Genomic DNA, 25,240 nt, shown 5'->3' with positions numbered 1-25,240 from the left:
GCCGGATCAGTCGGTCATCGCGTCCCGGACGAGCGCCGTGTCGACGAACTGCTCGAAGCGGACGATGAGTCCGCCGCGGACGACGAAGGCGTGGGCGACACGGACGTCGATCGGCTTGCCGGTGGCCTTGTTGACGGCGCTGTAGCGGGCGAGGACGACGACGTTCTCGCCGTCGACGACGTAGGTGTCGTCGTGGGCGGTCCAGCCGTCCCAGTCCTGGCCGAGCTTCTCCATCACGTTGGCGGTGACGCCCTCGGGGGTGCGGTAGGTGCCGGCCAGCGGGAAGCCGGCCATCTCGGTCCACTCCACGTCGGGGGCGAGGGTGGCGCGCAGCGCTTCGAGGTCACCGGCGGCGGAGGCCAGGTACTGGCGGCGGACCACGTCGGCCGGCGCGGTGGAGGTGGCGACATCACTCATGGTCAGCCCCACTTCATCTCGCCCTTGGCGACCTTCGCGCCGATCTGCGCGGCGATCAGCATGCCGTGGTCGGGGTAGCGGGCGACGAGGGCCTCGGTGAGGGCGGCGCCGTCGGCGGCCTTGCCGAGCTCCTCCTCGAAGGCGACCAGGTAGTCACGCGTCGCGGCGATGGCGGAGGCGTCGGCGGCGGTGCCGGGCAGCCGGTGGCCGGGGACGACGAGCTCGGGCTCCAGGGCGGCCATGTCGTCGAGGAGCTTGATCCAGGCGGCGCGGGACTCGGGGGTGGCGGTGTCGGCGACCCAGACGTGCTCCTGCTGGAAGAGCAGGACGCCGCCGAGCAGGGCGCGGTGCTCGGCCTGCCACAGGTAGTGGCGGTCGGACAGCTCGGGCACACCGCCCCTGAGCTCGAACCGGTGGCCTTCCAGGGTGAGGTCGCCGGTCAGCGGCTCCAGGTCGACCAGACGGGTGGGGAGGTTGGGGCCGAGCGCGGCCCAGGCCTTGAGCTTGCCCTCGTAGGAGTGCTGGATGTGCTCGATGACGATCGGCGTGGCGACGAACCTCGCCTCGGGGAAGGCGTCGGCGACGACCTCGGCGCCGAAGTAGAAGTCGGGGTCGCCGTGGGAGACGAACACGGTGGTGAGCGTCTTGCCGGAGTCGAGGATCTCGGCGACGAGGCGATGACCGTCGGCGCGGGTGAAGGCGGCGTCCACCAGCAGCGCCTCGTTCTCACCGGTGACGAGAGTGGCGGTCTTGTTCCTGCTGCCGGCCGGGAAGTCGAGGTCGAGGACCTCGAAGGAGAGCGTGCTCATCGGGAGCTCCTTGCGGGGAGGGGGCAGTGGAGGCGGACGGACGCGAGCAGTTCATCTGACAGAACAGTAACTGACCCGTCAGATATTTCTCGGAAAGGACACCCGGCAATGTGACAGCCGTCACACCCAACCCTCGACAAGTCAGTGCCCCAGCGCCACCCGCAGCCCGTCAGGGCAGCCGCGGCAGCACGTCCCGCGCCGAGTGGCTCAGGATGCGCAGGTCCTCGGCGAACCGGTCGCGGTCCTCGGGCGGCAGCGGCGCCAGGAAGTAGCGCCGGATGTTCTCCACGTGCGCCCGGGAGGCCCGTACCGCCGTCTGCTCCCCCAGCTCGGTCAGCCGGACCAGCCGCCCCCGCCGGTCACCGGGGTCCTCGGCGCGCTCGACGAGCCCGGCCGCCTCCATCCGGTCGACCAGCCGGGTGGCACCCCCGGTCGTCAGTACCTGCTCCTGGGCGACGGCCCGCATGGACAGCCCGGCCCCCTCGGCCCGCCCGAGGATGAGCAGCACCTCGAACATCAGGTGGCTGATCCCGCACTCCTCCTCCAGGGCCCGGCCCAGGATGTACTCCAGCCGGTTGGCCGCCCCCTGGAGCCGCCCGAAGGCCAGCACCAGCGGATTGTCGGCGGCCTCCTTGGCCGAAGAGATCTCCGCCCGCTCGTCCACGTCCCCGCCGCCCTTTCCGTCCGCCGTGCGCAGTCCCCCGATCATGCCGTGCAGGCCGACCGGCCCGCCCACCGGGACCGCGCCCCCTACGCGGGGCCGACGTCCCCCTCCTCCCAGGCGGGGCCGTAGGCACACGGAAAGCCGCCCGGACGGCGAGGCGCACCCCCGCGGACGGCCAGCCGCGTACGGCGGGAAGGGGACGTGTCGGGGGGTGTCCGCCCGCAGCGGTTGGCGCGTCAACACGGGCGCCCTGTCATAGCTGCCCGATTCCGCGCCGTTCCGAGGACGGACACCCCCCGGCGCGGCCCCGACCCACAACGAACCACCCGCGCAAAGGCGAACCCCCACCCAGCGGCACCGGCCCACACCGCACCCCACCGCACCCCACCCCACCCCACCCGCAGCTCAGACCCCGCCCCCCACGCTGAACCCCATGACCATCCCGCCCCCCTCCCGCCGAACGGCGAACGGCGCACCCCCATGCGCCAGCGCAACCTCCCGCACGATCGACAGCCCCAGCCCAGACCCCGGCAACGACCGAGCATCCGCGGCCCGATAGAACCGGTCGAACACCCGCACAAGATCCTCGTCCCCGATCCCGGGCCCCCGATCGAGCACCTCCACCCGCACCACCCCCGCCCGCGCGGGCCCAGCCACCCGAATCTCGACCGGCCCCCGCCCCTCCCGGTCGAACTTCACCGCGTTCTCCACGAGGTTGGACACCGCACGGGTCAACATCCCCGGCCGCCCATCGGTGGACGTGACCCCGCTCGCCCGCACGAGGATCTCCCGCCCGGTACGCCGCCGGGCCACCCCCGCCACGTCCTCCGCGATGTCGGCGAGATCCACCCGCTGCGGCGGCTCGGTGTCGGACTGCCCGGCGGCCAGCTCGACCAACTCGTTGACCAGGTCGGTGAGTTCCCGCGCCTCCTGACCGAGGTCGGCGACCAGCTCCTCCCGAGTCTCCGGAGGGAACTCGTCGATCCGCCGCAGCAGCGAGATATTGGTCCGCAACGAGGTCAACGGCGTCCGCAGCTCATGCCCCGCGTCCTGCACCAGCCGCCGCTGGTCCTCCTCCGACTGCGCGAGCCGCCCGAGCATCCGGTCGAAGGCCCGCCCGAGCCGCCCCACCTCGTCATAGCCGGTGACGGGCACCTGCACACCGAGCCGCCGCGTACGGGCGACGTCCTCCGCGGCGGCGGTGAGGACAACGAGCCGCCGAGTGATCCGCCGAGCCAGCCACCACCCGAACAGCCCGGCCCCGACGACGACGGCCGCCATGAGGATGAGCGTCCGCTGCTGAAGAGCCTGCAACAGATCCTCGGTGTCACTGAACTCCTGGGCGACCTGCACCGCCCCGCGCCCACCGCCGAGCGCCACGGTCGCCACGCGGTACACGTCGCTGCCGACGTCGACGTCCTTGTGCTCGGTCAGCTCCCCGGCCGCCGAGGCCCGCGCGACGATCCGGTCCGCCTGCCGCACGGGCAGCCCAGGGCTACCGGGGTCGACAACGGACCCGTCCGCCCCCAGCACCTGTACGTCCGTACGGGCCGGCCGCACCAGATCGTGCCCCGGCGCCGACGAGGAGAAGTCCTCCGGCGACATCCGGTGCTGCCGCACCTCGTCGCGCAGATCCTGCACGACCTCGTCGAAGACGGACTGCTGGTCGACCCGCACCAGCCGGGCGGCCGCGCTGTAGGAGAGGATGCCGACGACGACGGTGACGGCGGCGGTGACCGCCGCGAAGGAGACGGCGAACGTGGTCCCGAGGGACACCAGCCCGGGCCGCCGCCGACGCAGCAGCCGCGCGAGGCGTCCCACTCAGTCCTCCCGCAGCACGTACCCCACGCCGCGCACGGTGTGGATCAGCTGCGGCGCCCCCGGCTCATCCAGCTTGCGCCGCAGGTAGCCGACGTAGACGGCGAGGTTCTTCGAGCCGGGCCCGAAGTCGTAGCCCCAGATCCGGTCGTAGATCGTCGAGTGGTCGAGCACGATCCCGGCGTTGCGGACGAGCAGCTCCAGCAGCTCGAACTCGGTACGGGTCAGCTCCAGCTCCCGCCCGTCCCGCCAGGCCCGCCGCGCCTGCGGGTCCATGCGCAGCCCGGCGGCTTCCAGATACCGCTCGGCCACGACCTTCTGCGCGAGGTCACCGCTCCCGGAAACCCCACCGTCGGCCGCACCCGAACCGGCACCCGTGCCGACGCCCCCGCCGGCACCCCCGGCTCCGCCTCCGGTCCGCCGCAACAGCGCCCGCAACCGGGCGAAGACCTCTTCGACGTCGAACGGCTTCAGTACGTAGTCGTCGGCGCCCGCGTCCAGCCCGGCGATCCGGTCCTGGGTCTCCACGAGCGCCGTCAGCATCAGGATCGGCGTCCGGTCGCCCTCGGCACGCAGCACCCGGCACACCTGGAGCCCGTCGATGCCGGGCATCATCACGTCGAGGACGAGCACGTCAGGCGGGGTGCGGTGGGCCTGCGCGAGTGCCTCGACCCCGTCGGCGACCGCGGTGACCCGGTAGCCCTCCAGGGTCAGGGCACGCTCCAGCGCATGACGGATGGCGCGGTCGTCTTCGGCGAGCAGCACGGTCTGAGGCACGCCTCCATAGTGCCAAGGCATCCGCCGGTTCAGCCGGGTGAGCGACCCGACGATCAGCCTTTTTACCCGCCTCTCACCGTCACAGAGACAACCGCACCCCGTACCCCTACCGTCCTCTCACCGCTTGGGCGCCAGCGCGGCCAGCTGCTCGGCGAAGGGCACGACCTCGAACCCACCGTCACCCCCGCCCCGCGCGGCCGGCAGATCCACCGCCGCACCCGACGCACCCACCGCGCTCACCACCGGCCTCCCCGACAAACCCGCCATCAGCGCACCCAGCTCCCCCGCGGCCCGCTCGATCCGCCCCTCAAGCCCCTCCGCACCCCAGTCCTCGGAGGCGGCGTAGACCGCGGTCGGCACGACCACGGCCCGCAGGTAGGCGAACAGCGGCCGCAGCGCGTGCTCCAGCACGAGCGAGTGCCGCGCGCTGCCCCCGGTCGCGGCGACGAGCACCGGCTTCCCGACCAGCGCGTCCTTGTCGAGGACGTCGAAGAACGACTTGAACAGCCCGCTGTACGAGGCGGAGAACACCGGCGTGACGGCGATCAGCCCGTCGGCCCCGGCCACCGCCTCCTGCGCGGCGGCCAGTGCCTTGCCGGGGAACCCGTTGGTGAAGAAGTGCGCGATCTCCACGGCGAGCTCACGCAACTCGACGACCTGGACATCCACCGCGGCCGTTCGCCCCACGGCGGCGGCCAGCCGGTCGGCGAGCAACCGCGTGGAGGAGGGCACGCTCAGCCCCGCCGAGACGACGACAAGCTTCATGACGACACAGTCTCCTTCTTCGCAGCGGCCAGCAGCGACGCGTGGGTGGGCGCCTCCGGCACATCATCCGGGCGGCCCTTGGCGAATTCCTCGCGCAGCACCGGAACGACCTCCTCGCCGAGGATGTCGAGCTGTTCGAGGACGGTCTTCAGCGGCAGCCCGGCGTGGTCCAGCAGGAACAGCTGGCGCTGGTAGTCGCCGGCGTACTCGCGGAAGGTCAGCGTCTTCTCGATGACCTCCTGCGGCGAGCCCACGGTCAGCGGCGTCTGGTCGGTGAAGTCCTCCAGGGACGGCCCGTGCCCGTACACCGGCGCGTTGTCGAAGTACGGCCGGAACTCCCGCACCGCGTCCTGCGACCTGGCCCGCATGAACACCTGCCCGCCGAGGCCGACGACGGCCTGCTCGGGGGTGCCGTGGCCGTAGTGCGCGTACCGCGTCCGGTACAGCTCGATCATCCGCTTGGTGTGGTCGGCCGGCCAGAAGATGTTGTTGTGGAAGAAGCCGTCGCCGTAGAAGGCGGCCTGCTCGGCGATCTCGGGCGAGCGGATGGACCCGTGCCAGACGAACGGCGGTACGTCGTCCAGCGGCCGCGGGGTCGAGGTGAACCCCTGGAGCGGCGTACGGAACTTCCCCTCCCAGTCGACGACGTCCTCGCGCCACAGCCGGCGCAGCAGGGCGTAGTTCTCGATGGCGAGGTTGATGCCCTGCCGGATGTCCTGCCCGAACCAGGGGTAGACCGGCCCGGTGTTCCCGCGCCCCATCATCAGGTCGACGCGCCCGTCGGCCAGGTGCTGGAGCATCGCGAAGTCCTCGGCGATCTTCACGGGGTCGTTGGTGGTGATGAGGGTCGTGGAGGTGGACAGCACGAGCCGCTCGGTCTGGGCGGCGATGTAGCCGAGCATGGTGGTCGGCGAGGACGGCACGAACGGCGGGTTGTGGTGCTCGCCGGTCGCGAAGACGTCGAGTCCGACCTCCTCGGCCTTCAGCGCGATGGCGACCATGGCCTTGATGCGCTCGCGCTCGGTCGGCGTCCGGCCCGTGGTGGGGTCCGGAGTGACGTCACCGACGCTGAAGATCCCGAACTGCATGGCCGATCATCCTCCAAGTTGTTGACCGTTCAACCATACCCCTGAACGACCACCACGCCCCGGCTATTCCTCCTCTTCCTCAGCCGCGCTCCCCCTCTCCCTCTCCCCGGGTGGCCGCGCGCGAGCCGACCAGCAGCAGACACAGGACCGCGACACCCGCGACCGCACCGGTCAGGAGCAGCAGCGGGTCCAGGGGCCGGCCCGTGGAGGCCGCCGTGGCCTGCGCATCGATCGAGGCCGGTGACGTGGCCGCGGAGGCGCTGGGGGACGCGGCGGACGGGGCGTTGACCTCGGCCGAGGAGGACTTCTCTGCGTGGCCGTGCTCGGCGTGGCTCTTGTGCGGGGACGGCTCCGCCGAGCCGGCCGGCCGACTGGTGCGGGCCTGCGCCGGGGCGGAGGTCGTCGGGTGCTGGTGCTCGTGCTGGTGCTGGGTCGGCGCGGGCGCCGCGGCCGGCTTCACCACCAGCTGGGCGGTCATGTCCGGGTGGACCGTGCAGACGTAGCCGTAGGTCCCCGCGGTGGTGAAGGTGTGGCTCCAGCTGCCGCCCTTGTTCAGCATCGGGGAGTGGACCGAGGCGGGCCCGGAGGTGGTCTTCACGTCGTGCGGGGCCTGGTCCTGGTTGGTCCAGGTGACGGTGTCCCCGGCCGTGACGGTCAGCGAGCGGGGGCTGAACGCGTAGCCGGACATGAGGACCTGGTGGGTGGTGGCGGCGTGGGCCGGGGCGGCGGGCAGCACGGTGCCGGACGCGGCCACGAGGAAGGCGGCGAGCAGGGTGCGCGGGACGGTCAGGCGGGGCATGTGAACTCCGCGGCGACGAGCAGCCGGATGCGGTCTGCGGGGCGGATGCGGGGCAGGGTGAGGCCGGTCCTGCGGCGCGGCGGCCGGTACGGCAGCCGCAGCGTACCGAGGACCAGCAGCCGGTCGGCGGTGCGCTCGACGACCCGGAAGCCGAACACCACCTCCGCCGGTCCGGTCAGGGCGAGTTCGCCGGGGACGTGCAGCCGGGTGGCCTCGTCGGTGGGCGTGAGGCTGGTACTGACGAAGGTGAGCGTCCTGCCGCCGAGCAGCCGGCCGGCCAGCTCCAGGCTCAGCACGCAGTCGTCGGAGTCGGGCGCCACGGTCAGGGTCGCGTCCAGGGCGGTGAGCCGGCGGCGCAGGGTCGTCAACGGGCCCAGTCGCGCGGTCAGTTCGACGATGCAGCGGTCCGGTGCGGCCCCGTAGGTACCGGGGTCGGGCAGCCAGTCGGGCCCCGGCCGGGGCGGCGGCAGCGTGGCTGTGGGCAGAGTCTCGGTGGTCATCTCGGCACCTCGTGGGAAGAATCAGGAGAGCGGCGGGCCGGCCGACTGCGACTCGGCCGGCCCGTCGCGTCCTGCCGTGGGGACGTCAGCAGGAGTTGGTGACGTAGTCCTCGGTCGGCGCGAGCAGATGCTCGGCCCAGACGGTGTGCATCTTGACGTAGGAGTCCACGTTGAGCAGGTCCGCGACCTGCTGCCCCAGCGACTCCTCCAGGTGCGCCGAGTTGATGTGCTGCAACAGCACGCTCAGGGTGTCGTCCGAGACACTGCCGACGCCGTTCACCGCGGGCGTGAGGATCGACTCCAGCCAGACGGTGTGCATCTTGATGTAGCTGTCCAGTTCGAGCGCGTCCTTCACCTGCTGCCCCGGGGACTCCTCCAGGTGCGCCGAGTTGATGTGCCGCAGGATCGGCAGCAGCACCTGCTGGACGCTGACGCACTGCTCGTCGCCACCGTCACCCCCGCCGCTGCCCCCGCTGCTCGAACCCCCGGTGGAACCACCGGTGGAACCGCCGGTCGACCCCCCGGTGGAGCCACCCGTGCCGCCACCCGTCGACCCGCCGGTCGAACCCCCCGAGCTGCCGCCCGTCGAACCGCCCGTGCTGCCGCCCGTCGCCCCGCCGGTCGACCCGCCGGAGGAGCCCGAGTCGTCGTCGGCGACCACGGTGATCGAGGCCGTCATGTCCGGGTGGACCGCGCAGTAGTAGTCGTAGGTACCGGCCTTGGTGAAGGTGTACGACCAGCTGTCGCCCTTCTGCAGGTTCCCGGAGTCGAACTTGGCCGGGCCACTGGTGGTGGTGACCGTGTGCGGAGCGGTGTCCTCGTTGACCCACTTCACGGTGTCGCCGACCTTCACGGTCAGCTTCGGCTGGGCGTACTTGTAGTCCTTGATCTCGATGGTGTGGTCGGCCGCGGCGGCCTCGCCGGCCGAGTGGTCCATGTCCGCCATCGGTTCGGCCGCCGCGGCGGGTGCCGCCTGCTGCGGGGCCGCGGCCCCGGCGGACGCCTGCAACAGGCCGAGCCCGGCGACGGCCGCGAGGCCCGCGCCCAGACCGGTGGCCAGCAGCACGCGGTTGCCCACCCGGGACCGCCGCTGGTGCGACGCGGGTGCGGTGGTTTCCTCTGTGTGCATGGTGGTGCGTCTCCCTTGTGAGATCCCCGATGCGGGGAGGGGTGGGACAGGTGCCGGTCAGCGGCCGGGAGCGGACGTGACCAGCAGACTCGTCGCGGCGAGGACGACGAGGACGAGCCCCGTCTCGGCCGCGACCGAGTGGACGAAGGGCCGTACGGTGGCGCGGTCGCCGCGCAGCAGTACGGCGATGTCGAGCCGCGTCCGCACCCAGCCGCGGCTGAGCTGCGCGAACGACGACACCAGGAGCAGTACGGCCGTCTTGACCAGCAGCAGCCGCCCGTACCCGGTGTCGACCAGGGCGTCGAACGACCCGACGACCTGCCAGGTGAGCACCACCCCGGCCGCCACGATCGCCGCGACCGAGAGCCCGGCCAGGGTGGAGTAGCCCGGGACCACGGCCGACAGTTCCTCGGGCCGGCGCCGGGGCAGCACCCCGAGCAGCAGCAGGGTCAGCCCGCCGAGCCAGATCGAGACACCGAGCAGATGGACCAGGTCGGCCACCGCGCCCCAACCGGGGTGGTCCCCCTCGGCGTTGTGGCCGGTCATGCCGGTCGTACGGAGCAGTCCGAGCGCCACCGCCAGGGCGCCGACCCGCCAGCCGGGCGAGCGGGCGGCCCGGGCGCCGCCCTGGAGGACGGCGGCCAGCACGACGGCCGCGAGCACCCACATCAGCACCCGGCAGGCGGCGACGACACCGACCTCGGTGGCCGACAGGTCCGCGTAGGTGGAGCGTCGGAACACATCGGCGAACGTGCCCATCGCCCCGTACGCGCTCTGCAACCCCGGCGTGAGCAGGCTCGCCGCGAGACCCGCGGCCCAGGCGAGGGTGAGGATGCGGCGGGTACGCCGGTCGGTGGCGCCCTGCGGCCACAGCAGCGCGAGGAAGGCCAGGCCGCCGACGTAGAGGGCGAGGGCGAGGTAGCCGACCCAGCGGGCGGTGATCCAGGCCGTGTGCACGGTCCCGTTCGGCTGCGGTACCGCCGGCGCGGCGGTGTCGGCCGGGGCGGTGTCGGCCGGGGCCTTCGCGGTGAGCGGGAAGGAGAGCGTGCCGGAGGTGGAGTGCCCGTCCTCCATGTCAAGTACCTGCCAAACCAAAGTGAGTCGGTCCTGGCCGGTGCTCTTGGGGACGGTGACCCGGACGGCATCGCCGCCACTCCCGCCCCGGGACACCGCGAGCCGCTTGCCCGCCACCTCGATGCGGACGTCGCCCGGTTCGACGGGCTCACTGAAGACCAGCTCCACGGTGGCCGGAGTGCGGGTGAGCCGGGCGCCGTCCTTCGGGGTGGACGACTCCAGCTCCGTATGGGCCGAGGCGGCCGGCGCGGCGAGGAGCAGCATCGCGAGGGCGGCCAGGAGACCGCCGAGGAGGGACGCGGTGCGGCGGCTCACGGGAGCAGCTCCGGCAGCAGCGAGGGCGAGGCCGCGACACCGACGCAGGGCGCGTCCGCCGCCGAGGAGGACGAGAGCGAGGAGGACGAGAGCGAGGAGGACGAGAGCGATGAAGCCGAGGGCGAGAGCGAGGGTGAAGGGGAGGGCGACGGGCTTGCCGAAGCCGGGGCGAGCAGACCGTTGAGCAGGCCGGTCACCGGGGTCACCACGCCGTTCAACAGCGGCTGCACGAGCCGGACTTCACCCTCCTCGCAGCCGCCGGAGGTGCTGGGTGACGGGGTCGGCGCGGGAGAGGGCGATCCGGGCCCACCGGTCCCCGTACCCGTACCCGTGCCAGTACCGGTGCCACCCGTGCCGTGATCGTGCCCCCCGCCCCCACCGCCACCCGCGTCCGACGGGACACCGGCCACGGGAATCCCGCCGCTTTCCCCGGCCCAGTAACCGCCCGCCGAACCGGCGCCGGCATTTCCGGCGGAAGCGTCGGACGGGCCGGTCTCGGAGCGGGAAGTGGGCTCGCGGGCGGGGGCTTCCGAGGCCGGCGGCGCCGCGGTGTCGACGGTCGGCGGTGTGGACACGCCGATACCCGAGGCGTATCCGAGTATGACGACGACGGCCGCGACAAGCGTGCCCGCGACTATTTCGTCCCGATGGTCTCCTGGCCAGGATGCCCTGGCGAAGAAGGACATGGTCCCTCCTGACGCTGTGCGTGAACAACGGAGACCAGGAGTGCACTGCCGGGACGATTCCCTTCCGCTACACGTCAGTTAATCGGTCGTTTCGTTGCCTCATTTCCCCCTGGGGGTGGTCTGTGAGAACGGACCTTGCCGCCCCAATGCGCGCATTGCATTTCGTGAAGGAAAAGAAGGGCCCGTGAATTCGAACGGGCGCGGCATTTCATTCTTCACCGAATATCCGTCAACGCATATGCCCGACCCCCCACGCCTCCCCAGCACCCCGTCGAGCGGATCCCGGTTGACACCGACCGGACCGCCCCCCATATTTAGCTGCGTGACACAGACACTGCACAACGCAAACACCAAGCGGGACGACCTCCCCGCCCGCACCCGCTGGGCGATCCTGGCCGTGATCCTCGCGGCCGACATCCTCGACCTCCTCGACGCGACCATCACCAACATCGCCGCCCCGACCATCACCGCCGACCTCGGCGGCGGCCCGGCCCTGGTCCAGTGGCTGGGCGCCGCCTACGCACTCGCCCTCGGCGTGCTACTCGTCCCCGGCGGACGCCTGGGCGACAGGTACGGCCGCCGCAAGCTGTTCCTGATCGGCCTCGCCGGTTTCATCGCCGCCTCCCTGGCCTGCGGCCTCGCCCCCACGCCGGCCACCCTGGTGGCCGCCCGCCTGCTCCAGGGCGCCTTCGGGGCCCTCGTCATCCCGCAGGGCTTCGGCATCCTCGGCGCCACCTGGCCCCGCGACCAGATCGGCAGGGCCTTCGCCCTGTTCGGCCCCGCGATGGGACTCTCCGCCGTCGGCGGCCCGGTCCTGGCCGGCTTCCTCATCGACGCCGACATCGCGGGCCTCGGCTGGCGCCCCATGTTCCTGATCAACCTGCTCCTGGGCGGCGCCGCCCTGCTCGCCGCCGCCCGCCTGCTCCCCCGGGACACCGGCGACAGCGCCGTCTCCGTCGACGTCCCCGGCTCCGCCCTCCTCGCCGGCGCGATGCTCGGCGTCCTGGGCGGCCTGATCGACGGCTCGGGTGGGGGTACCTCCTCCGGGGGAGCCTGGACCGCCCGCCCCCTGACCCTTCTGCTCCTCGGCCTCGTCGCGTTCGCCGCCTTCTGCCACCGCCAGCGCACCGCGGCCCACCCGCTCATCGAGCCGTCTCTCCTGCGCAACCGCGGCTTCGCGGCGGGCCTCGCCCTCGGCGTCGCCGCCTTCGCCGCGACGTCGGGCCTCCTCTACGTCATCTCCCTCTTCCTCCAGCGGGACCTCGGCCGCACCCCCGCCGACACCGCGCTGGGCCTGATCCCGCTGACCCTCGGCATAGTGATCGCCTCGATCGCCTGCCACGGCCTGCTCCACACCTACGGCCGCCGCCTCGCCGTAACCGGCCTGCTGATCCTCCTGGCAGGCTGCGTCTGGCTGACCCTCGTCATCCACAACTCGGGGACCCACACCACCAGTTGGTCCCTGACCCCACCCCTCGTGATCCTCGGCGTGGGCATGGGCACCTGCTTCGGCACGATCTACGACCTCACGATCGGCGACATCGCCCCGTCCGAGGCGGGAAGCGCGAGCGGTTCCCTGAACGCGGTCCAACAACTGGCGAACGCGCTGGGGGCGGCGGCGGTGACGACGGTGTACTTCCACAGCGACGGCACGATGAGCTTGTTGGTGGTGGCAGCGGGGTTGGCGACATGCCTGCCTCTGGCAGCCCTATTGCCGAGCAAGCCCCAGGAAGAAGGGCTCCACTGACGCCCCTGAGGGGCGCGGGGCTGTGTCGATGTGCGGCTCCGCCGCGCGGGCGCGACCAGCCACAATCCACCCGCACCCGCCACACAACCAACCACCCCGAGCTCCTAGGCACCCGGCACCAGCACGACCCGCCCCCGAACCCCACCCCTCGCCAGCACCGCATGCCCCTTCGGCGCGTCCTCCAGCGAGAAGGTCTCGGCAACCCGCAGGCTCAGCACCCCGGAATCCACCAGCCCGGCCAGTTCCGCAAGCCGCCCTCCATCGGCCTGAACCTCGACAGCCGTAGCCCGAACCCCCCGAACCCCCTCAGGAGCGGCCTGCGGAATCACCCCCACATACGCCCCACCATCCCGCACCCACTCAAGCGCCGGCGCCCCGAGAACGGCCGCATCCAGCACCGCATCAAACGCCCCCGCCCGCCCCTCCACCACAAATTCGGCCGCCCCCAGCGACCGCACCAGCTCCTCGTCCCCGGCCCGGGCCAGCCCGGTCACCACAACCCCCCGCTGAGCAGCGAGCTGCACGGCGAACCCCCCAACCGCCCCCGCAGCGCCGGTCACCAGCAACGAAGACCCCTCCGAGAGCGCCAGCAGATCCAGCGCCTGCGCGGCCGTCAGCCCGTTCAACGGCAAGGTCGCCGCCTCCACCACGTCCACCGTCCGAGGCGCGAGCGCCACCGCGTCCGTGGGCACGACGACGTACTCCGCATGGGTCCCGAGCGGCTTCACCATCCCGTAGTCGAGGGCGACCACCTCGTCCCCCACACTCCAGGCACTGGCCACCCCCACCGCGTCCACGGTCCCGGCGACATCCCAGCCCAGCCCGATCCGCTTCCCCGCACCCCCGAAGACGCCCTGCCGTACGCCGGCGTCGACGGGGTTCACCGTGGCCGCCGCCACCTTGATCCGCACCTCGCGGGCGCCCGGCTCGGGCACCTCCGCCTCCACGACCTCGACGACCTCGGGCCCACCGAAAGTGTTCACGACCGCAGCACGCATGACTGCCAACTCCCTTGAGTAAACCGGCTGTTGACGGCCCCCGAAGACCTCGGCGACCGCGTTCCCGCTACCGGCAACCCTAGGAAGAGCTACTATCTCCTGGTAAGTAGTTACCTGAGAGTGCGTATGTCCCCCAGAGGTGAGCCATGGCGACCATGACGGCGGCCCAGCGACGCGAGCAGGCCCGCATCGAGTACGACGCGTTCATCAAGGGCTGCCCCACCAACCAGCTCCTGGACCGCCTCAGCGACAAGTGGGTCAGCCTGGTCGTCTCCGCCCTCGCCGGCGGCACCATGCGCTACAGCGACCTCGGCCGCAAGCTCGCCGGAGTGAGCCCCAAGATGCTCACGCAGACCCTGCGTTCACTGGAACGCGACGGCATCCTGGCCCGCACGGTCACCCCGTCCGTCCCGGTCCGCGTCGACTACGAACTCACCCCGCTCGGCCACAGCCTGGCCCTGCTCCTGACGGCCGTGAAGGACTGGGCGGAGACCCACATCGACGAGGTCCACGAGGCCCGCGAGCGCTACGACACCCAGGACGAGCAGGTCGCCTAGGACCGGCCTAGAAGTCCCCGGCCCGAAGCCGGGCGACCTGCGCCGCACTGAACTCCGTCGTCCGCTTCATGTGGTCGACGATCAGCGCGAGTTCCCCGGCATCGAGGTCGTCGAAGAGCGCGACCCAACCGCCCCCCAGCCGGTCCCACACCCGCCCGAACTCGACGATCTTCTCCGGCACGGTGGTCACCAGCACCCGCCGCCGGTCGACCACGTCCCGCTCCCGCACCACGTACCCGGCCCGCTCCAGCCGGTCCACGAGCCGCGTCGCGGACCCGGTGGTCAGCCCCGTCAGCTCGGCGATCCGTCCCGTCGTCACCGGACCGCCCTCCAGGGTGAGCAGGTTCAGACACTGCAAGTCGGTGGGGTGCAGGCCGAGATGGTCGGCGACGGCCTGGTTGAAGAGGGCGTACGAGGCCATGTACCGACGGGAGACGGCCGACAACTCGTCGAGCACCCGCTCCCGCTCCGGCTCCCGAGCCGCTTCGCCCATACCGCCCGCACCTCCATCATCTGCGCCGTGCAGCAATCGTACGACGCACAGAACCGGCGCCCGGCGTCCCGCGCGCGGGGCGGCCGTCGCCGGGCGCCCGGTGTCAGAAGTAGTACGAGTCGCCGGTGTCCAGCACCAGCACCCGCTGCCGGTCGTTCGCCCGGTTCCGGTCCACCACCCCGCCGCTCCACACCGTGTCCATCTCCAGCAGCACCTCCGACGGCTCCCCCCGCAACCGCACCCGCAGGTCGACCTGCTCCCCCAGCCCGTCCGCGTCCAGCGCCCCCACCCGGCACAGCACCACCCGCGCGCCCGACCGCGCACACCCGTCCGGCAGCGCCTGCCGGTTGACGAGCGGCTCCGACCAGCGCAGCCGTACCGTCGCGTCCGGGACCGCCGAGGGCCCGTGGTTGCGCGGTGTGAACCGTACGTCGACCCAGCCGGCCGCCATGCTCGCGGCCCCGTGATAGGCGAGATCGGCCTCGGGGGCGTGAACGCCCCACCTGCCGTAAGGCCCGTCCGCGGGCTCCGCGGCCTCCGCGACCGGAGCCACCCCGCAGACCGCCGCCGCCCCGACCGCCACGCACGCACCCAGCACCCGAACCCGCATACCGCCCACTCCTCAGAGGAGACTCCACCGTGGTCGTACGGATGTATCCCACGCGGAGCGGCGGACAGGCGCCGTCCATCAGGTGAAGCCGGTGTGCCACCCTTCCGGCATGCACGTCCTGCGCTCCGCCGTCCTCTTCGTCGTCGCCGCCCTGTTCGAGATCGGCGGCGCCTGGCTGGTGTGGCAGGGCGTGCGCGAGCACCGCGGCTGGCTCTGGATCGGCGGCGGCGTCCTCGCCCTCGGCGCCTACGGCTTCGTCGCCACGCTCCAGCCGGACGCCCACTTCGGCCGGATCCTCGCCGCGTACGGCGGTGTCTTCGTCGCCGGTTCGATCCTGTGGGGCATGGCCGCGGACGGCTACCGTCCCGACCGCTGGGACGTCACGGGCGCGCTGATCTGCCTCGCGGGCATGGCGGTCATCATGTACGCGCCCCGAGGGCAGTGAGCCTTCCCGGTCGTCAGGGCGTGTCGTCGGGCAGCAGCCCCAGCTGTCCCAGGAACTCCATCTCGTCGAAGTAGAGCCGGTACTCCGTGATCCGGCCGTCCTTCACGGTGGCGAGGTCCACCCCGCGGATGCCGACCTCCTTGCCCGTGGCGGGCAGGGTGCCGCCGTCCGGCAGATGCAGCGGGCCGGTGTTGTGCCCGCGGTAGACGCCCTCGTCGATGGCGGTGTCGCCGATCTCGTAGGAATGCAGCGTCTCGAACCTGCCGTCGGGGACCGACTCCGTCATCTGCCGCCAGTACTCCACGATGTTGTCGCGCCCGTGGATCTCCCCCTCGTCGGGGGTGTAGGCGACGGCGTCCTCCGCATACAGCTCGGCGAGGACCTTCAGGTCCGGGTGCGTGGTCACCGCGTCGGTGAACCGGTCCATGACCTCACGCGCTTCTCCCATGATCCACCTCCGTCTTCCAGCGGACTCCAGGGGATCACCCCCCTCATCGTCTCACCAGGCCCGCGATACGGACCGCCCGGAGGAGATCGCGGGCCCCCGCCTATCCTGAGGAAGACCACAGGAAGACCACCGAAGACCACCGAAGACCACCGAAAGCCGCCGCGGGCCATCCCAAAGCCCCCGAAGGCCCCCTGATCGTCCCTTGATCGCCGACCCGAGGAGCTCCCGCCCATGCCCAGCGCAGCGTCCCGCATCGCCGTCGTCACCGGTGCGAGCAGCGGAATCGGCGCCGCCACGGCCCGCGGGCTGGCCGCCGCCGGCTACCGCGTCGTCCTCACCGCCCGCCGCAAGGACCGTATCGAGGCGCTCGCGGAGGAGATCAACGCGGCGGGCCACCAGGCCACGGCGTACCAGCTGGACGTCACCGACCGGGCCGCGGTCGACGAGTTCGCCACCGCCTTCAAGACGATCGGCGTCCTGGTCAACAACGCGGGCGGCGCGCTCGGCGCCGACCCGGTCGCGACCGGCGACCCGGCCGACTGGCGCACGATGTACGAGACGAACGTCATCGGCACCCTCAACCTCACCCAGGCCCTGCTCCCCAAGCTGGTCGCGAGCGGCGACGGCACGGTGGTCGTCGTCTCCTCCACCGCGGGCCACGGGACGTACGAGGGCGGCGGTGGTTACGTGGCCGCCAAGCACGGCGCCCACGTCCTCGCCGAGACCCTCCGCCTGGAGATCGTCGGCCAGCCGGTCCGGGTGATCGAGATCGCGCCCGGCATGGTGAAGACGGACGAGTTCGCGCTCACCCGCTTCGGCGGCGACGAGGAGAAGGCCGCCAAGGTCTACCAGGGCGTCGCCGAGCCCCTGACGGCCGACGACGTGGCGGACACGATCACCTGGGCGGTCACCCGCCCCGCCCACGTCAACGTCGACCTCCTGGTCCTGCGCCCGCGCGCCCAGGCGTCGAACACGAAGGTGCACAGGGAGCTGTGATGGCCGAGGCCGACGACGACGCGGAGCAGCGCCGGCTGGCACTGGAGAAGAAGCGCGAACGCATCGTCTGGTACTACCTCGGCTACTTCCTCTTCGGCATCCACATCGTCGCGTTCGTGATGATCTACGCGGTCATGCACGCGAAGTAGGGTTCCGGGCCGTGGACAGACACATCTCATTCGACGGCCTGCACAACTTCCGTGACCTGGGCGGCTATACGACGGCCGACGGCCACCGCGTCCGCCCGGGCCGCCTCTACCGCGCGGACTCCCTGGGCAAGTTGACGACCGGCACCACCGACTGGGACCACTTCCTGTCCCTCGGCATCGGAACGGTGATCGACCTGCGTCATGACTGGGAGATCGAGACAAGGGGCCGCGTCCCGGCCGATCCGTCCTTCGACTGGATCAACCTCAGCATCGAGCACCGTCCGTACGACCAGCCGTCGTTGGGCCCCGAGGTCGACCCCGGCCCCTATCTCGCCGAGCGCTACATGGAGGTGGCGGAGGACGGCGCGAAGGAGATCCGCAGGGCCCTGGAACTGATCGCGGAAGCGGACGCCCCGGTGGCCTTCCACTGCGCCTCGGGCAAGGACCGCACCGGCGAGATCGCGGCCCTGGTCCTCGCCCTCCTCGGCGTGGACGAGCCCACGATCATCGAGGACTACAGCCTCACGGAACTGGCGGCCCCGGCCCTCCTGGCCGACTGGAAGGCCCGCAACAACGGCCAGTCCCCCACCTGGCTGGGTTTCGGCAGGGCCCCGGAGTCGGTGATGCGCCTGTTCCTGAAGTCCCTCAAGTCCCGCTACGGCTCGGTAGAGGGCTACGTCACCCAGACCCTCGGCATGGACGCGGACGCCCTGTCGGCGAGACTCCGCGCGAACCTCCTGGAGCCGCCGCCCACCACCTCGCGGCCCCTGACGTACCGCAAGGCAACCCCGGCGGACGCCCAGTCCCTGGTCCGTCTCCGCGACTCGGTGGCCCTGTGGATGCTGGCCCGCGGAATCGACCAGTGGAAGCCGTCGGAAAAGGACGAGGCGCACTTCATCCACCGCATGGCGGAGGGCGAGGTATGGCTGGCGTACACCGGCGGCCACCTGACCGGCGCCTACGAACTCTGGTGGGCCGACGAGGCGGCCTGGGGCCCCCGCCCGGCCGACGCCGGCTACGTCCACCGCCTGATGACCGTCCCCCACCTGTCCCCACCCGGCACGGGCCGAGCCCTCCTGACCCACGCGGAGTCCCGCATCACAGCGGCCGCCCTCCCCTACGCCCGCCTGGACTGCCTGTCCACCAACCCCCGCCTGCGCACGTACTACGAGAAGGCGGGCTACACGGTCGCAGGCGAACAGCCCGCGAAGAAGGACGGCTCGGGCAGCCCGTACGCGGTGACCCTGCTGGAGAAGCGCCTGCCGTGAACGGGGAGCGCACGAGGAAGGCCCCGGCCGGAGCCGGGGCCTTCCCGCGTCAGCCCTTCACGCAGACGACCTGCTTCAGCTTCGCCACGACCTCGACAAGGTCCCGCTGCTGGTCGATGACCTGCTCGATCGGCTTGTAGGCGCCCGGGATCTCGTCCACGACACCGGAGTCCTTACGGCACTCCACGCCCCGTGTCTGCTCCTCCAGGTCCTTGGTCGAGAAGCGCCGCTTGGCCGCGTTGCGGCTCATGCGCCGACCGGCGCCGTGGGACGCCGAGTTGAAGGACAGCGGGTTTCCGAGGCCCTTCACGATGTACGAACCCGTGCCCATCGACCCCGGGATGATCCCGAACTCGCCGGAACCGGCCCGGATCGCGCCCTTGCGGGTCACGAGCAGGTCCATCCCGTCGTAGCGCTCCTCGGCCACGTAGTTGTGGTGCGCGCTGATCTCCGGCTCGAAGGTCGGCTTCGCCTTCTTGAACTCCTTGCGGATCACGTCCTTGAGGAGTGCCATCATGATCGTGCGGTTGTACTTGGCGTACTCCTGCGCCCAGAACAGGTCGTTGCGGTACGCCGCCATCTGCGGGGTGTCCGCCACGAAGACGGCGAGGTCGCGGTCGATCAGGCCCTGGTTGTGCGGGAGCTTCTGGGCGATGCCGATGTGGTGCTCGGCCAGTTCCTTGCCGATGTTCCGGGAACCGGAGTGGAGCATCAGCCAGACAGAACCGGTCGTATCCGTGCAGACCTCGACAAAGTGGTTCCCGGATCCAAGCGTTCCCATCTGCTTCCCGGCCCGCTCCTCCCGGAACTTCACCGCCTCCGCAACCCCGTCGAACCGCCCCCAGAAGTCGTCCCACCCCGCGGTGGGCAGCGCATGGAACCGCCCCGGATCGACGGGATCGTCATGCATCCCCCGCCCCACCGGAATAGCCTGCTCGATCTTCGACCGCAGCCGCGACAGATCCCCCGGCAGGTCATTCGCGGTCAGCGACGTCTTCACCGCCGACATCCCGCAGCCGATGTCGACACCGACCGCGGCCGGGCACACCGCTCCCCGCATCGCGATGACCGACCCGACCGTCGCGCCCTTCCCGTAGTGGACGTCGGGCATGACCGCCAGGCCCTTGATCCAGGGCAGGGTGGCGACGTTGCGCAGCTGCTGGAGCGCGCCCTCCTCCACCGAGGCGGGGTCGGTCCACATACGGATGGGAACCTTCGCGCCCCGCATTTCCACGTACGACATATCGTCCTCATTCCCCCGGAATCACAAACAAAGGCTTAAATCGCAAAACCTGCGCCAGGGTCAACGAAAGGGACAACGGACCGGCGTCCACGGCTGTGCGTGCGATACACATGGTGCGCAGGGGGCACCCCCGCCCGGCAAGCGAATAACCAGCGGCGATCAGCCGTAACGATCAGCAGCGATCAGTAGCGATCAGCACCATCGAGAGGAGCCGACCGTGCAGCGGAAGGCGTACGTACCCGGCGTCGCGGCCCTCCTCGTGGCGCTGCTCGCCGCCGGCTGCACCAGCGGCTCGGACACGGGCGGCACCGAGGACAACTCCAACCCGGGCGACGCCGGCACCGCCTCCCCCGTCGCCGAGCCCGGCCGCTACCGCACGCTCCCCGAACCCTGCGGGGCGGTCAGCCAGGACACCCTCGACACGCTCCTGCCCGGCATCCAGCAGCTCACGGACGAGGACCAGCGGGAGAAGGCGTACGAGGGCACCCCGACGACCACCTTCGACATCGACCGCAAGGTCGGCTGCCAGTGGAAGGTGGAGTCGGCCGATGCCACCGACCACCTCCTCGTCGACCTGGAGCGGGTCGTGTCCTACGACAACTCCGTCAGCGACGACAACCAGGCGCAGGCGCTGTTCGCCCAGGCGCAGACGGCCGCGCATCTCCCGGAGCCGTCCGAGTCGGCGACGTCGGACGTGAGTTCCTCGCCGACCCCGGGCGACGCCGCGTCGGCCTCGGCCACCGCCTCCTCTTCCCCTTCCTCCTCCTCTTCCTCCTCCGCCTCGCCCTCCGACGGGTCCACGCCCGCCGATCTCCAGCCCCGCGTTCTCGACGATCTGGGCGAAGAGGCGTTCCTGAACGACGTGGTGAGCAGTTCGGGTTCGACGGCCCGGCAGCGCACGGTGACTGTGGCGTTCCGCACGTCCAACGTGATCGTGACGGTCGAGTACGAGGAGCAGCCGACGACCATCGGCACCACCCCGGACAGCAAGGAAATGCAGGACAGGGCAAGGAATCTGGCCGCCGAGCTGGCGGAGGCGCTGGCGGGCTGATGCCCGTCGGTGACGTTCCGCAATGCCCGTGAAGCAGAACCGCACAGCTGTCCCACCGCGTACCGTGGCCCCTCGGACCCGATCCGACCGCAGGAGCACGAGCAGCGTCATGAGTGAAGGAACCATGCAGCGAGCAGCACAGAGCGACCAGCGTGACCCGCGAACGAAGCGCGCCCACCGGGTGCTTCTCGGCGCAGCCGCCGTCCCCCTGATGCTGGTGGCCACAGCCTGTTCCTCGGACTCCGGCTCGTCCTCGGACGACAACGCCGCCGGCGCCGGCCAGAGCACCGAGAGCTCCGCGTCGGTCAGCCCGTCGCCGACCGTGCAGGCGGCGGCGTACAAGTCGCTTCCGGATGCGTGCGACACCCTGTCGAAGGGCACGCTCGGCGATCTGGTCCCGAAGGCGTCGAAGTCCGGCAAGCAGGGCAAGTCGGACGACGTGGCGACGCGCGGCAGTTGCTCGTGGTCGAGCCTGGACAACAACGGCGTCAAGGGCTCCCAGTTCCGCTGGCTGAACGTCTCCCTGCTCCGCTTCGACTCCGACGTCACGCGCGGCGAGGGCGACAAGCTGGCGCAGGAGTACTACGCCAAGCAGGTCCAGGACGCGCAGTCGGTGGAGGGCGCGAAGAACGCGAAGACGGAGCCGGTGACGGGTACGGGCGACCAGGCGACGCTGGTCCGTTACGACCTGAAGAAGAAGGAAGGCTCCTTCAAGCAGCAGACGCTGGTCACCCGCGTCGAGAACGTCGTCGTCACCCTCGACTACAACGGCGCGGGCCTGGCCGGCGAGAAGACGCCGAGCGCCGACACCCTCGCGAAGCTGGTGAAGTCGGCGGCGAAGGAGGCGGTGGCGTCGGTGACGAAGGCGAACACGGGCGGCGGCGGCAGCGGCAGCACCGGTGAGACCAGCCCCTCCCCGTCCGCGTCGAAATCGGCGTCGAAGTCGGCGTCGAAGCCGGCCTCTCCCTCCGCGTCTCCGTCCAAGTCGACCGCGAAGAAGAGCTGACAAAGCCCTGATACGGGGCTGACGAGCCCTACCGGCCACCCGTGCGCCGCACACATGTGCCACTCTGTTGCGCGCAACAACACGCAAGGGGAGGGGAGTACGGGTGGCCGCGCCTATGCAGCTGACTCGGATGCACCGCGTTCTCATCGGCGTGGTCGTGTTCGGCGCAGTGATCATCGCCGGCATCGGCTTCGCGGGTTCGTACGCCGCAGTCCGCGAACTCGCCATCAAAAAGGGCTTCGGGAACTTCAGTTACGTCTTCCCGATCGGCATCGACGCGGGCATCTGTGTCCTGCTGGCCCTGGATCTGCTCCTGACCTGGATCCGCATTCCCTTCCCGCTGCTGCGCCAGACGGCGTGGCTGCTGACGGCGGCCACGATCGCCTTCAACGGCGCCGCGGCCTGGCCGGACCCGCTGGGTGTGGGCATGCACGCGGTGATCCCGGTCCTGTTCGTGGTCGCGGTCGAGGCGGCCCGCCACGCGATCGGCCGGATCGCGGACATCACGGCGGACAAGCACATGGAGGGCGTCCGCCTGACGCGCTGGCTGCTCTCCCCGATCCCCACGTTCCTGCTGTGGCGCCGGATGAAGCTGTGGGAGCTGCGCTCCTACGAACAGGTCATCAAGCTCGAACAGGACCGCCTGGTCTACCAGGCCCGGCTCCACTCCCGCTTCGGCCGCGCCTGGCGCCGCAAGGCCCCGGTGGAGTCCCTGATGCCGCTGCGCCTGGCCCGTTACGGCGTCCCCCTGGCGGAGACGGCCCCGGCGGGCCTGGCGGCGGCGGGCATCGAGCCGGTGCTGCTGCCTCCGGCCCCGCAGGTGGAGATGGAGCGCGCCCCGGCGCCGCCGGCGATGCCCGCGGTGGCGGGTGCGGCGGCGCCCGTGCGGGAGCAGCTTCCCGCCCCCGAGGCGCAGGAGCACCCGGCCGAGCCGGTCGACCCCACCGTGGCCGAGCAGCAGAGCCCGTGGCTCCAGGCGAGGGACCCGCACACCGTCACGTACCAGGGCGGCTACGACCCGACGTACGACCCGGACGCGGCGTACTGGCAGCAGTACGCGGAGGAACAGCAGCAGTTCGAGGACCAGCAGCAGTTCGAGGACCGGCAGCGGTTCGAGGGCCAGCAGGGATTCGAGGGTCAGCAGCAGTTCGACGAGCAGCAGCAGCTGTTCGAGGAGCAGCAGGCGCCCGTCCAGGAGCCGTCCATGGAGGACACGGGCAGCTTCCCCATCCCGTCCGGTCCGGGCCGTACCCGGGAGATGGGCGCGGGCGGTGGCACGGAGCTGACCGAGGACGACTACTACATGGTCTTCAAGAAGGCCATAGACGGCAGCTATCCGACCTCTGGCCAGTTCAGGGGCGACGTGGAGGCCACGTACGGCACCACGCTCCCGCAGCGTGAGGCGGAGCGGATGGTCAACCGCTTCACCAACCGCCACACGGCGGAGCTCCAGGAAGACCACATCGCGTAGCGAACAACGAAGGAACAACGAAGAAGGGGCCCTCACCAGAGGGCCCCTTCTCGTCACCGCCTACTCGCCGAGCAGGCTCCGCACCCGCTCCTGGCCGACCGCCAGCAGCAGCGTGGGCAGCCGCGGGCCGGTGTCGCGCCCGACCAGCAGCTGGTACAGCAGCGCGAAGAACGTCCGCTGGGCCGTCTTGATCTCCGGCGGCAGCTCCTTGGGCGTGGCGTCGGCGGAGAAGCCGGCCTGCACCTTCGGCACCCCGTACACAAGGTGCGTCAGCCCGTCCAGCGACCAGTTCGCCTCAAGCCCGTCCAGCAGCAGCCGCAGGGACTCCCGGGACGCCTCGTCGAGGGACTTCAGCAGCTCGGCGTCCGGCTCCTCGCGCACGATGGTCCGCTGGTCGGCGGGGACGTGCGTGTTGATCCAGGCCTCGGCCTTGTCGTACCGGGGACGGGCCTCGTCCAGGGACGTCAGCGGGTCCGTCGGGTCCAGCTCGCTCAGGATCCGCAGCGCCTGGTCCTCGTGCCCGGCGGTGATGTCGGCGACGGAGGCGAGGGTCCGGTACGGCAGCGGACGCGCGGTCCGCGGCAGCTCGCCGCCCGCCGTGCGCACCGCACGCGAGTGCGCGGCGACGTCGGCCGGAAGCGCGGACCCGTCCGCGACCTTGGCGTCCAGCTTGTCCCACTCGTCGTAGAGCCGCTGGATCTCCTGGTCGAAGGCGATCTTGAAGGACTGGTTGGGACGACGGCGGGCATACAGCCAGCGCAGGATCTGCGGCTCCATGATCTGGAGCGCGTCACCGGGGGTCGGGACCCCGCCCCGCGACGACGACATCTTCGCCATCCCGGAGATCCCCACGAACGCGTACATCGGCCCGATGGGCTGCTTGCCCCCGAAGATCCCGACGATCTGCCCACCGACCTGGAAGCTCGACCCCGGAGACGAGTGGTCGACGCCGCTCGGCTCGAAGACGACCCCCTCGTACGCCCACCGCATCGGCCAGTCGACCTTCCAGACCAGCTTGCCGCGGTTGAACTCGTTGAGCCGCACGGTCTCGGCGAAGCCGCACTCGTTGCAGGTGTACGACAGTTCGGTGGTGTCGTCGTCGTACGAGGTGACCGTCGTCAGGTCCTTCTCGCAGTTGCCGCAGAACGGCTTGTACGGGAAGTAGCCGGCCGACCCGGCGGACCCGTCGTCCTCACCGGCCGCGCCGGACCCCTCGGCGGCCTCCAGCTCGGCCTCGTCGAGCGGCTTCTGCTGCTGCTTCTTGGCCGGGGCCTTCTTCGTCCGGTACTGGGCGAGGATGGCGTCGATGTCGGCGCGGTGCTTCATGGCGTGCAGGATCTGCTCGCGGTAGGTGCCCGCGGTGTACTGCGCGGTCTGGCTGATGCCGTCGAACTCCACACCCAGCTCGGCGAGCGCGGCGACCATGGCGGCCTTGAAGTGCTCGGCCCAGTTCGGGTACGACGAACCGGCGGGCGCCGGGACCGAGGTCAGCGGCTTGCCGATGTGCTCGGCCCAGGACTCGTCGACCCCGGCGATACCGGCCGGCACCTTGCGGTACCGGTCGTAGTCGTCCCAGGAGATCAGGTGCCGCACCTGGTACCCGCGGCGGCGGATCTCGTCGGCGACGAGGTGCGGGGTCATGACCTCGCGCAGGTTGCCGAGGTGGATGGGCCCGGACGGGGAGAGCCCGGACGCGACGACGACCGGTTTGCCCGGGGCCCGACGCTCCGACTCCTCGATGACCTCATCCGCGAAACGGGAGACCCAGTCGGTGGTCTCGGTGCTCTGAGCCACGGGGCACGTCCTTCTTTCCAGTTTGTTCTCGTACGCCGCTGTGGACGCCGTGGGGATACGTCGGAGCCATTGTCACCCGTGTCGGTCCCAGTCGGAAAACGTTTAGGTCCGCCGTACAACCCC

The 25,240-nt window shown here is 71.1% G+C and carries 27 protein-coding genes; 9 read left to right on the top strand and 18 right to left on the bottom strand.

Going from position 1 to position 25,240, the window contains the following annotated elements:
- Window positions 1-6: 6 nt before the first annotated feature.
- The 12 genes from EJC51_RS27970 to EJC51_RS27915 all read right to left on the bottom strand — a co-directional run bounded on the left by EJC51_RS27970 (window position 7) and on the right by EJC51_RS27915 (window position 10,841).
- Complete coding sequence (locus tag EJC51_RS27970; protein ID WP_126273612.1) at window positions 7-417, bottom strand: nuclear transport factor 2 family protein; 411 nt, start codon at window positions 415-417, stop codon at window positions 7-9.
- Between the two features lie 2 nt (window positions 418-419).
- On the bottom strand, window positions 420-1,226 hold the full coding sequence (locus tag EJC51_RS27965) for an MBL fold metallo-hydrolase (RefSeq protein ID WP_126273611.1): 807 nt from the start codon (window positions 1,224-1,226) through the stop codon (window positions 420-422).
- A 169-nt stretch (window positions 1,227-1,395) separates the two neighbouring features.
- A complete protein-coding gene (locus EJC51_RS27960; RefSeq protein WP_126277160.1) occupies window positions 1,396-1,890 on the bottom strand; it encodes a MarR family winged helix-turn-helix transcriptional regulator in 495 nt (164 codons plus the stop codon).
- Window positions 1,891-2,295: 405 nt separating this feature from the next.
- Window positions 2,296-3,711 carry a HAMP domain-containing sensor histidine kinase gene (locus EJC51_RS27955; RefSeq protein ID WP_126273610.1) on the bottom strand — a complete coding sequence of 472 codons (1,416 nt, stop codon included), beginning with the start codon at window positions 3,709-3,711 and terminating at the stop codon, window positions 2,296-2,298.
- Window positions 3,712-4,485, bottom strand: coding sequence for a response regulator transcription factor (locus EJC51_RS27950; RefSeq protein WP_126273609.1), 774 nt, complete (start codon window positions 4,483-4,485; stop codon window positions 3,712-3,714).
- A gap of 117 nt (window positions 4,486-4,602) precedes the next feature.
- Window positions 4,603-5,250, bottom strand: a complete 648-nt coding sequence (locus tag EJC51_RS27945) for a CE1759 family FMN reductase (protein WP_126273608.1) — start codon at window positions 5,248-5,250, stop codon at window positions 4,603-4,605.
- The gene (locus EJC51_RS27940) at window positions 5,247-6,338 is read right to left on the bottom strand and encodes an LLM class flavin-dependent oxidoreductase (protein WP_126273607.1); all 1,092 of its coding nucleotides are present in this window, start codon (window positions 6,336-6,338) and stop codon (window positions 5,247-5,249) included. Before EJC51_RS27940 ends, EJC51_RS27945 begins: the two co-directional genes overlap by 4 nt.
- 79 nt (window positions 6,339-6,417) lie before the next feature.
- A complete protein-coding gene (locus tag EJC51_RS27935) occupies window positions 6,418-7,137 on the bottom strand; it encodes a cupredoxin domain-containing protein (protein ID WP_126273606.1) in 720 nt (239 codons plus the stop codon).
- Window positions 7,125-7,637, bottom strand: a complete 513-nt coding sequence (locus tag EJC51_RS27930; RefSeq protein ID WP_126273605.1) for a hypothetical protein — start codon at window positions 7,635-7,637, stop codon at window positions 7,125-7,127. The genes EJC51_RS27935 and EJC51_RS27930 overlap by 13 nt, the downstream gene beginning before the upstream one ends.
- Before the next feature lie 85 nt (window positions 7,638-7,722).
- Window positions 7,723-8,766: a cupredoxin domain-containing protein gene (locus EJC51_RS27925; protein WP_126273604.1), complete on the bottom strand. Its 1,044-nt coding sequence runs from the start codon at window positions 8,764-8,766 to the stop codon at window positions 7,723-7,725.
- Window positions 8,767-8,823: 57 nt separating this feature from the next.
- Complete coding sequence (locus EJC51_RS27920; RefSeq protein WP_244362882.1) at window positions 8,824-10,155, bottom strand: copper resistance CopC/CopD family protein; 1,332 nt, start codon at window positions 10,153-10,155, stop codon at window positions 8,824-8,826.
- Window positions 10,152-10,841 carry a hypothetical protein gene (locus EJC51_RS27915; protein ID WP_208870745.1) on the bottom strand — a complete coding sequence of 230 codons (690 nt, stop codon included), beginning with the start codon at window positions 10,839-10,841 and terminating at the stop codon, window positions 10,152-10,154. Before EJC51_RS27915 ends, EJC51_RS27920 begins: the two co-directional genes overlap by 4 nt.
- Before the next feature lie 322 nt (window positions 10,842-11,163).
- Between EJC51_RS27915 and EJC51_RS27910 the strand changes: the two genes are divergently transcribed.
- On the top strand, window positions 11,164-12,588 hold the full coding sequence (locus EJC51_RS27910) for an MFS transporter (RefSeq protein ID WP_244362880.1): 1,425 nt from the start codon (window positions 11,164-11,166) through the stop codon (window positions 12,586-12,588).
- Window positions 12,589-12,692: 104 nt separating this feature from the next.
- On the opposite strand, the gene EJC51_RS27905 is transcribed toward EJC51_RS27910, so the two are convergent.
- Window positions 12,693-13,586, bottom strand: coding sequence for an NADP-dependent oxidoreductase (locus EJC51_RS27905; RefSeq protein ID WP_126273603.1), 894 nt, complete (start codon window positions 13,584-13,586; stop codon window positions 12,693-12,695).
- Window positions 13,587-13,732: 146 nt separating this feature from the next.
- Between EJC51_RS27905 and EJC51_RS27900 the strand changes: the two genes are divergently transcribed.
- Entirely contained in the window at window positions 13,733-14,143 is a 411-nt protein-coding gene (locus EJC51_RS27900) for a winged helix-turn-helix transcriptional regulator (RefSeq protein ID WP_126273602.1), read from the top strand.
- 7 nt (window positions 14,144-14,150) lie between these two features.
- Here EJC51_RS27900 and EJC51_RS27895 read toward each other — a convergent pair whose 3' ends face one another.
- Together EJC51_RS27895 and EJC51_RS27890 are read right to left on the bottom strand one after the other, a co-directional pair.
- On the bottom strand, window positions 14,151-14,636 hold the full coding sequence (locus EJC51_RS27895) for a MarR family winged helix-turn-helix transcriptional regulator (protein ID WP_126273601.1): 486 nt from the start codon (window positions 14,634-14,636) through the stop codon (window positions 14,151-14,153).
- Window positions 14,637-14,739: 103 nt separating this feature from the next.
- On the bottom strand, window positions 14,740-15,246 hold the full coding sequence (locus tag EJC51_RS27890; protein WP_126273600.1) for a hypothetical protein: 507 nt from the start codon (window positions 15,244-15,246) through the stop codon (window positions 14,740-14,742).
- A 109-nt stretch (window positions 15,247-15,355) separates the two neighbouring features.
- On the opposite strand from EJC51_RS27890, the gene EJC51_RS27885 reads away from it, so the two are divergent.
- Entirely contained in the window at window positions 15,356-15,691 is a 336-nt protein-coding gene (locus EJC51_RS27885) for a YnfA family protein (protein WP_059193106.1), read from the top strand.
- Window positions 15,692-15,704: 13 nt separating this feature from the next.
- Here EJC51_RS27885 and EJC51_RS27880 read toward each other — a convergent pair whose 3' ends face one another.
- Window positions 15,705-16,139, bottom strand: coding sequence for an ester cyclase (locus EJC51_RS27880; protein WP_126273599.1), 435 nt, complete (start codon window positions 16,137-16,139; stop codon window positions 15,705-15,707).
- 231 nt (window positions 16,140-16,370) lie between these two features.
- Between EJC51_RS27880 and EJC51_RS27875 the strand changes: the two genes are divergently transcribed.
- The 3 genes from EJC51_RS27875 to EJC51_RS27870 are packed head-to-tail and all read left to right on the top strand — an operon-like array spanning window position 16,371 to window position 18,552.
- The gene (locus EJC51_RS27875) at window positions 16,371-17,135 is read left to right on the top strand and encodes an SDR family NAD(P)-dependent oxidoreductase (RefSeq protein ID WP_126273598.1); all 765 of its coding nucleotides are present in this window, start codon (window positions 16,371-16,373) and stop codon (window positions 17,133-17,135) included.
- Window positions 17,135-17,284, top strand: a complete 150-nt coding sequence (locus tag EJC51_RS47845; protein WP_166682911.1) for a hypothetical protein — start codon at window positions 17,135-17,137, stop codon at window positions 17,282-17,284. The genes EJC51_RS27875 and EJC51_RS47845 overlap by 1 nt, the downstream gene beginning before the upstream one ends.
- 11 nt (window positions 17,285-17,295) lie before the next feature.
- Complete coding sequence (locus tag EJC51_RS27870; protein ID WP_126273597.1) at window positions 17,296-18,552, top strand: GNAT family N-acetyltransferase; 1,257 nt, start codon at window positions 17,296-17,298, stop codon at window positions 18,550-18,552.
- Between the two features lie 49 nt (window positions 18,553-18,601).
- Here the strand turns inward: EJC51_RS27870 and EJC51_RS27865 are convergent, their stop codons facing one another.
- Window positions 18,602-19,795: an RtcB family protein gene (locus tag EJC51_RS27865; protein WP_126273596.1), complete on the bottom strand. Its 1,194-nt coding sequence runs from the start codon at window positions 19,793-19,795 to the stop codon at window positions 18,602-18,604.
- 217 nt (window positions 19,796-20,012) lie between these two features.
- Between EJC51_RS27865 and EJC51_RS27860 the strand changes: the two genes are divergently transcribed.
- The 3 genes from EJC51_RS27860 (at window position 20,013) to EJC51_RS27850 (ending at window position 23,323) form a co-directional block, all read left to right on the top strand.
- The gene (locus EJC51_RS27860; protein ID WP_126273595.1) at window positions 20,013-20,846 is read left to right on the top strand and encodes a DUF3558 domain-containing protein; all 834 of its coding nucleotides are present in this window, start codon (window positions 20,013-20,015) and stop codon (window positions 20,844-20,846) included.
- A 124-nt stretch (window positions 20,847-20,970) separates the two neighbouring features.
- On the top strand, window positions 20,971-21,852 hold the full coding sequence (locus EJC51_RS27855) for a DUF3558 domain-containing protein (protein WP_166682910.1): 882 nt from the start codon (window positions 20,971-20,973) through the stop codon (window positions 21,850-21,852).
- Window positions 21,853-21,982: 130 nt separating this feature from the next.
- Complete coding sequence (locus EJC51_RS27850; protein WP_126273593.1) at window positions 21,983-23,323, top strand: DUF2637 domain-containing protein; 1,341 nt, start codon at window positions 21,983-21,985, stop codon at window positions 23,321-23,323.
- Window positions 23,324-23,383: 60 nt separating this feature from the next.
- On the opposite strand, the gene lysS is transcribed toward EJC51_RS27850, so the two are convergent.
- The gene (gene lysS, locus EJC51_RS27845) at window positions 23,384-25,117 is read right to left on the bottom strand and encodes a lysine--tRNA ligase (protein ID WP_126273592.1); all 1,734 of its coding nucleotides are present in this window, start codon (window positions 25,115-25,117) and stop codon (window positions 23,384-23,386) included.
- Between the last annotated feature and the right edge of the window lie 123 nt (window positions 25,118-25,240).

The sequence above is a fragment of the Streptomyces aquilus genome, from assembly GCF_003955715.1.
Lineage (GTDB): Bacteria > Actinomycetota > Actinomycetes > Streptomycetales > Streptomycetaceae > Streptomyces > Streptomyces aquilus.
The sequence above is the reverse complement of the archived record's forward strand: the minus strand, read 5'-3'. Positions and strand labels throughout refer to the sequence as shown.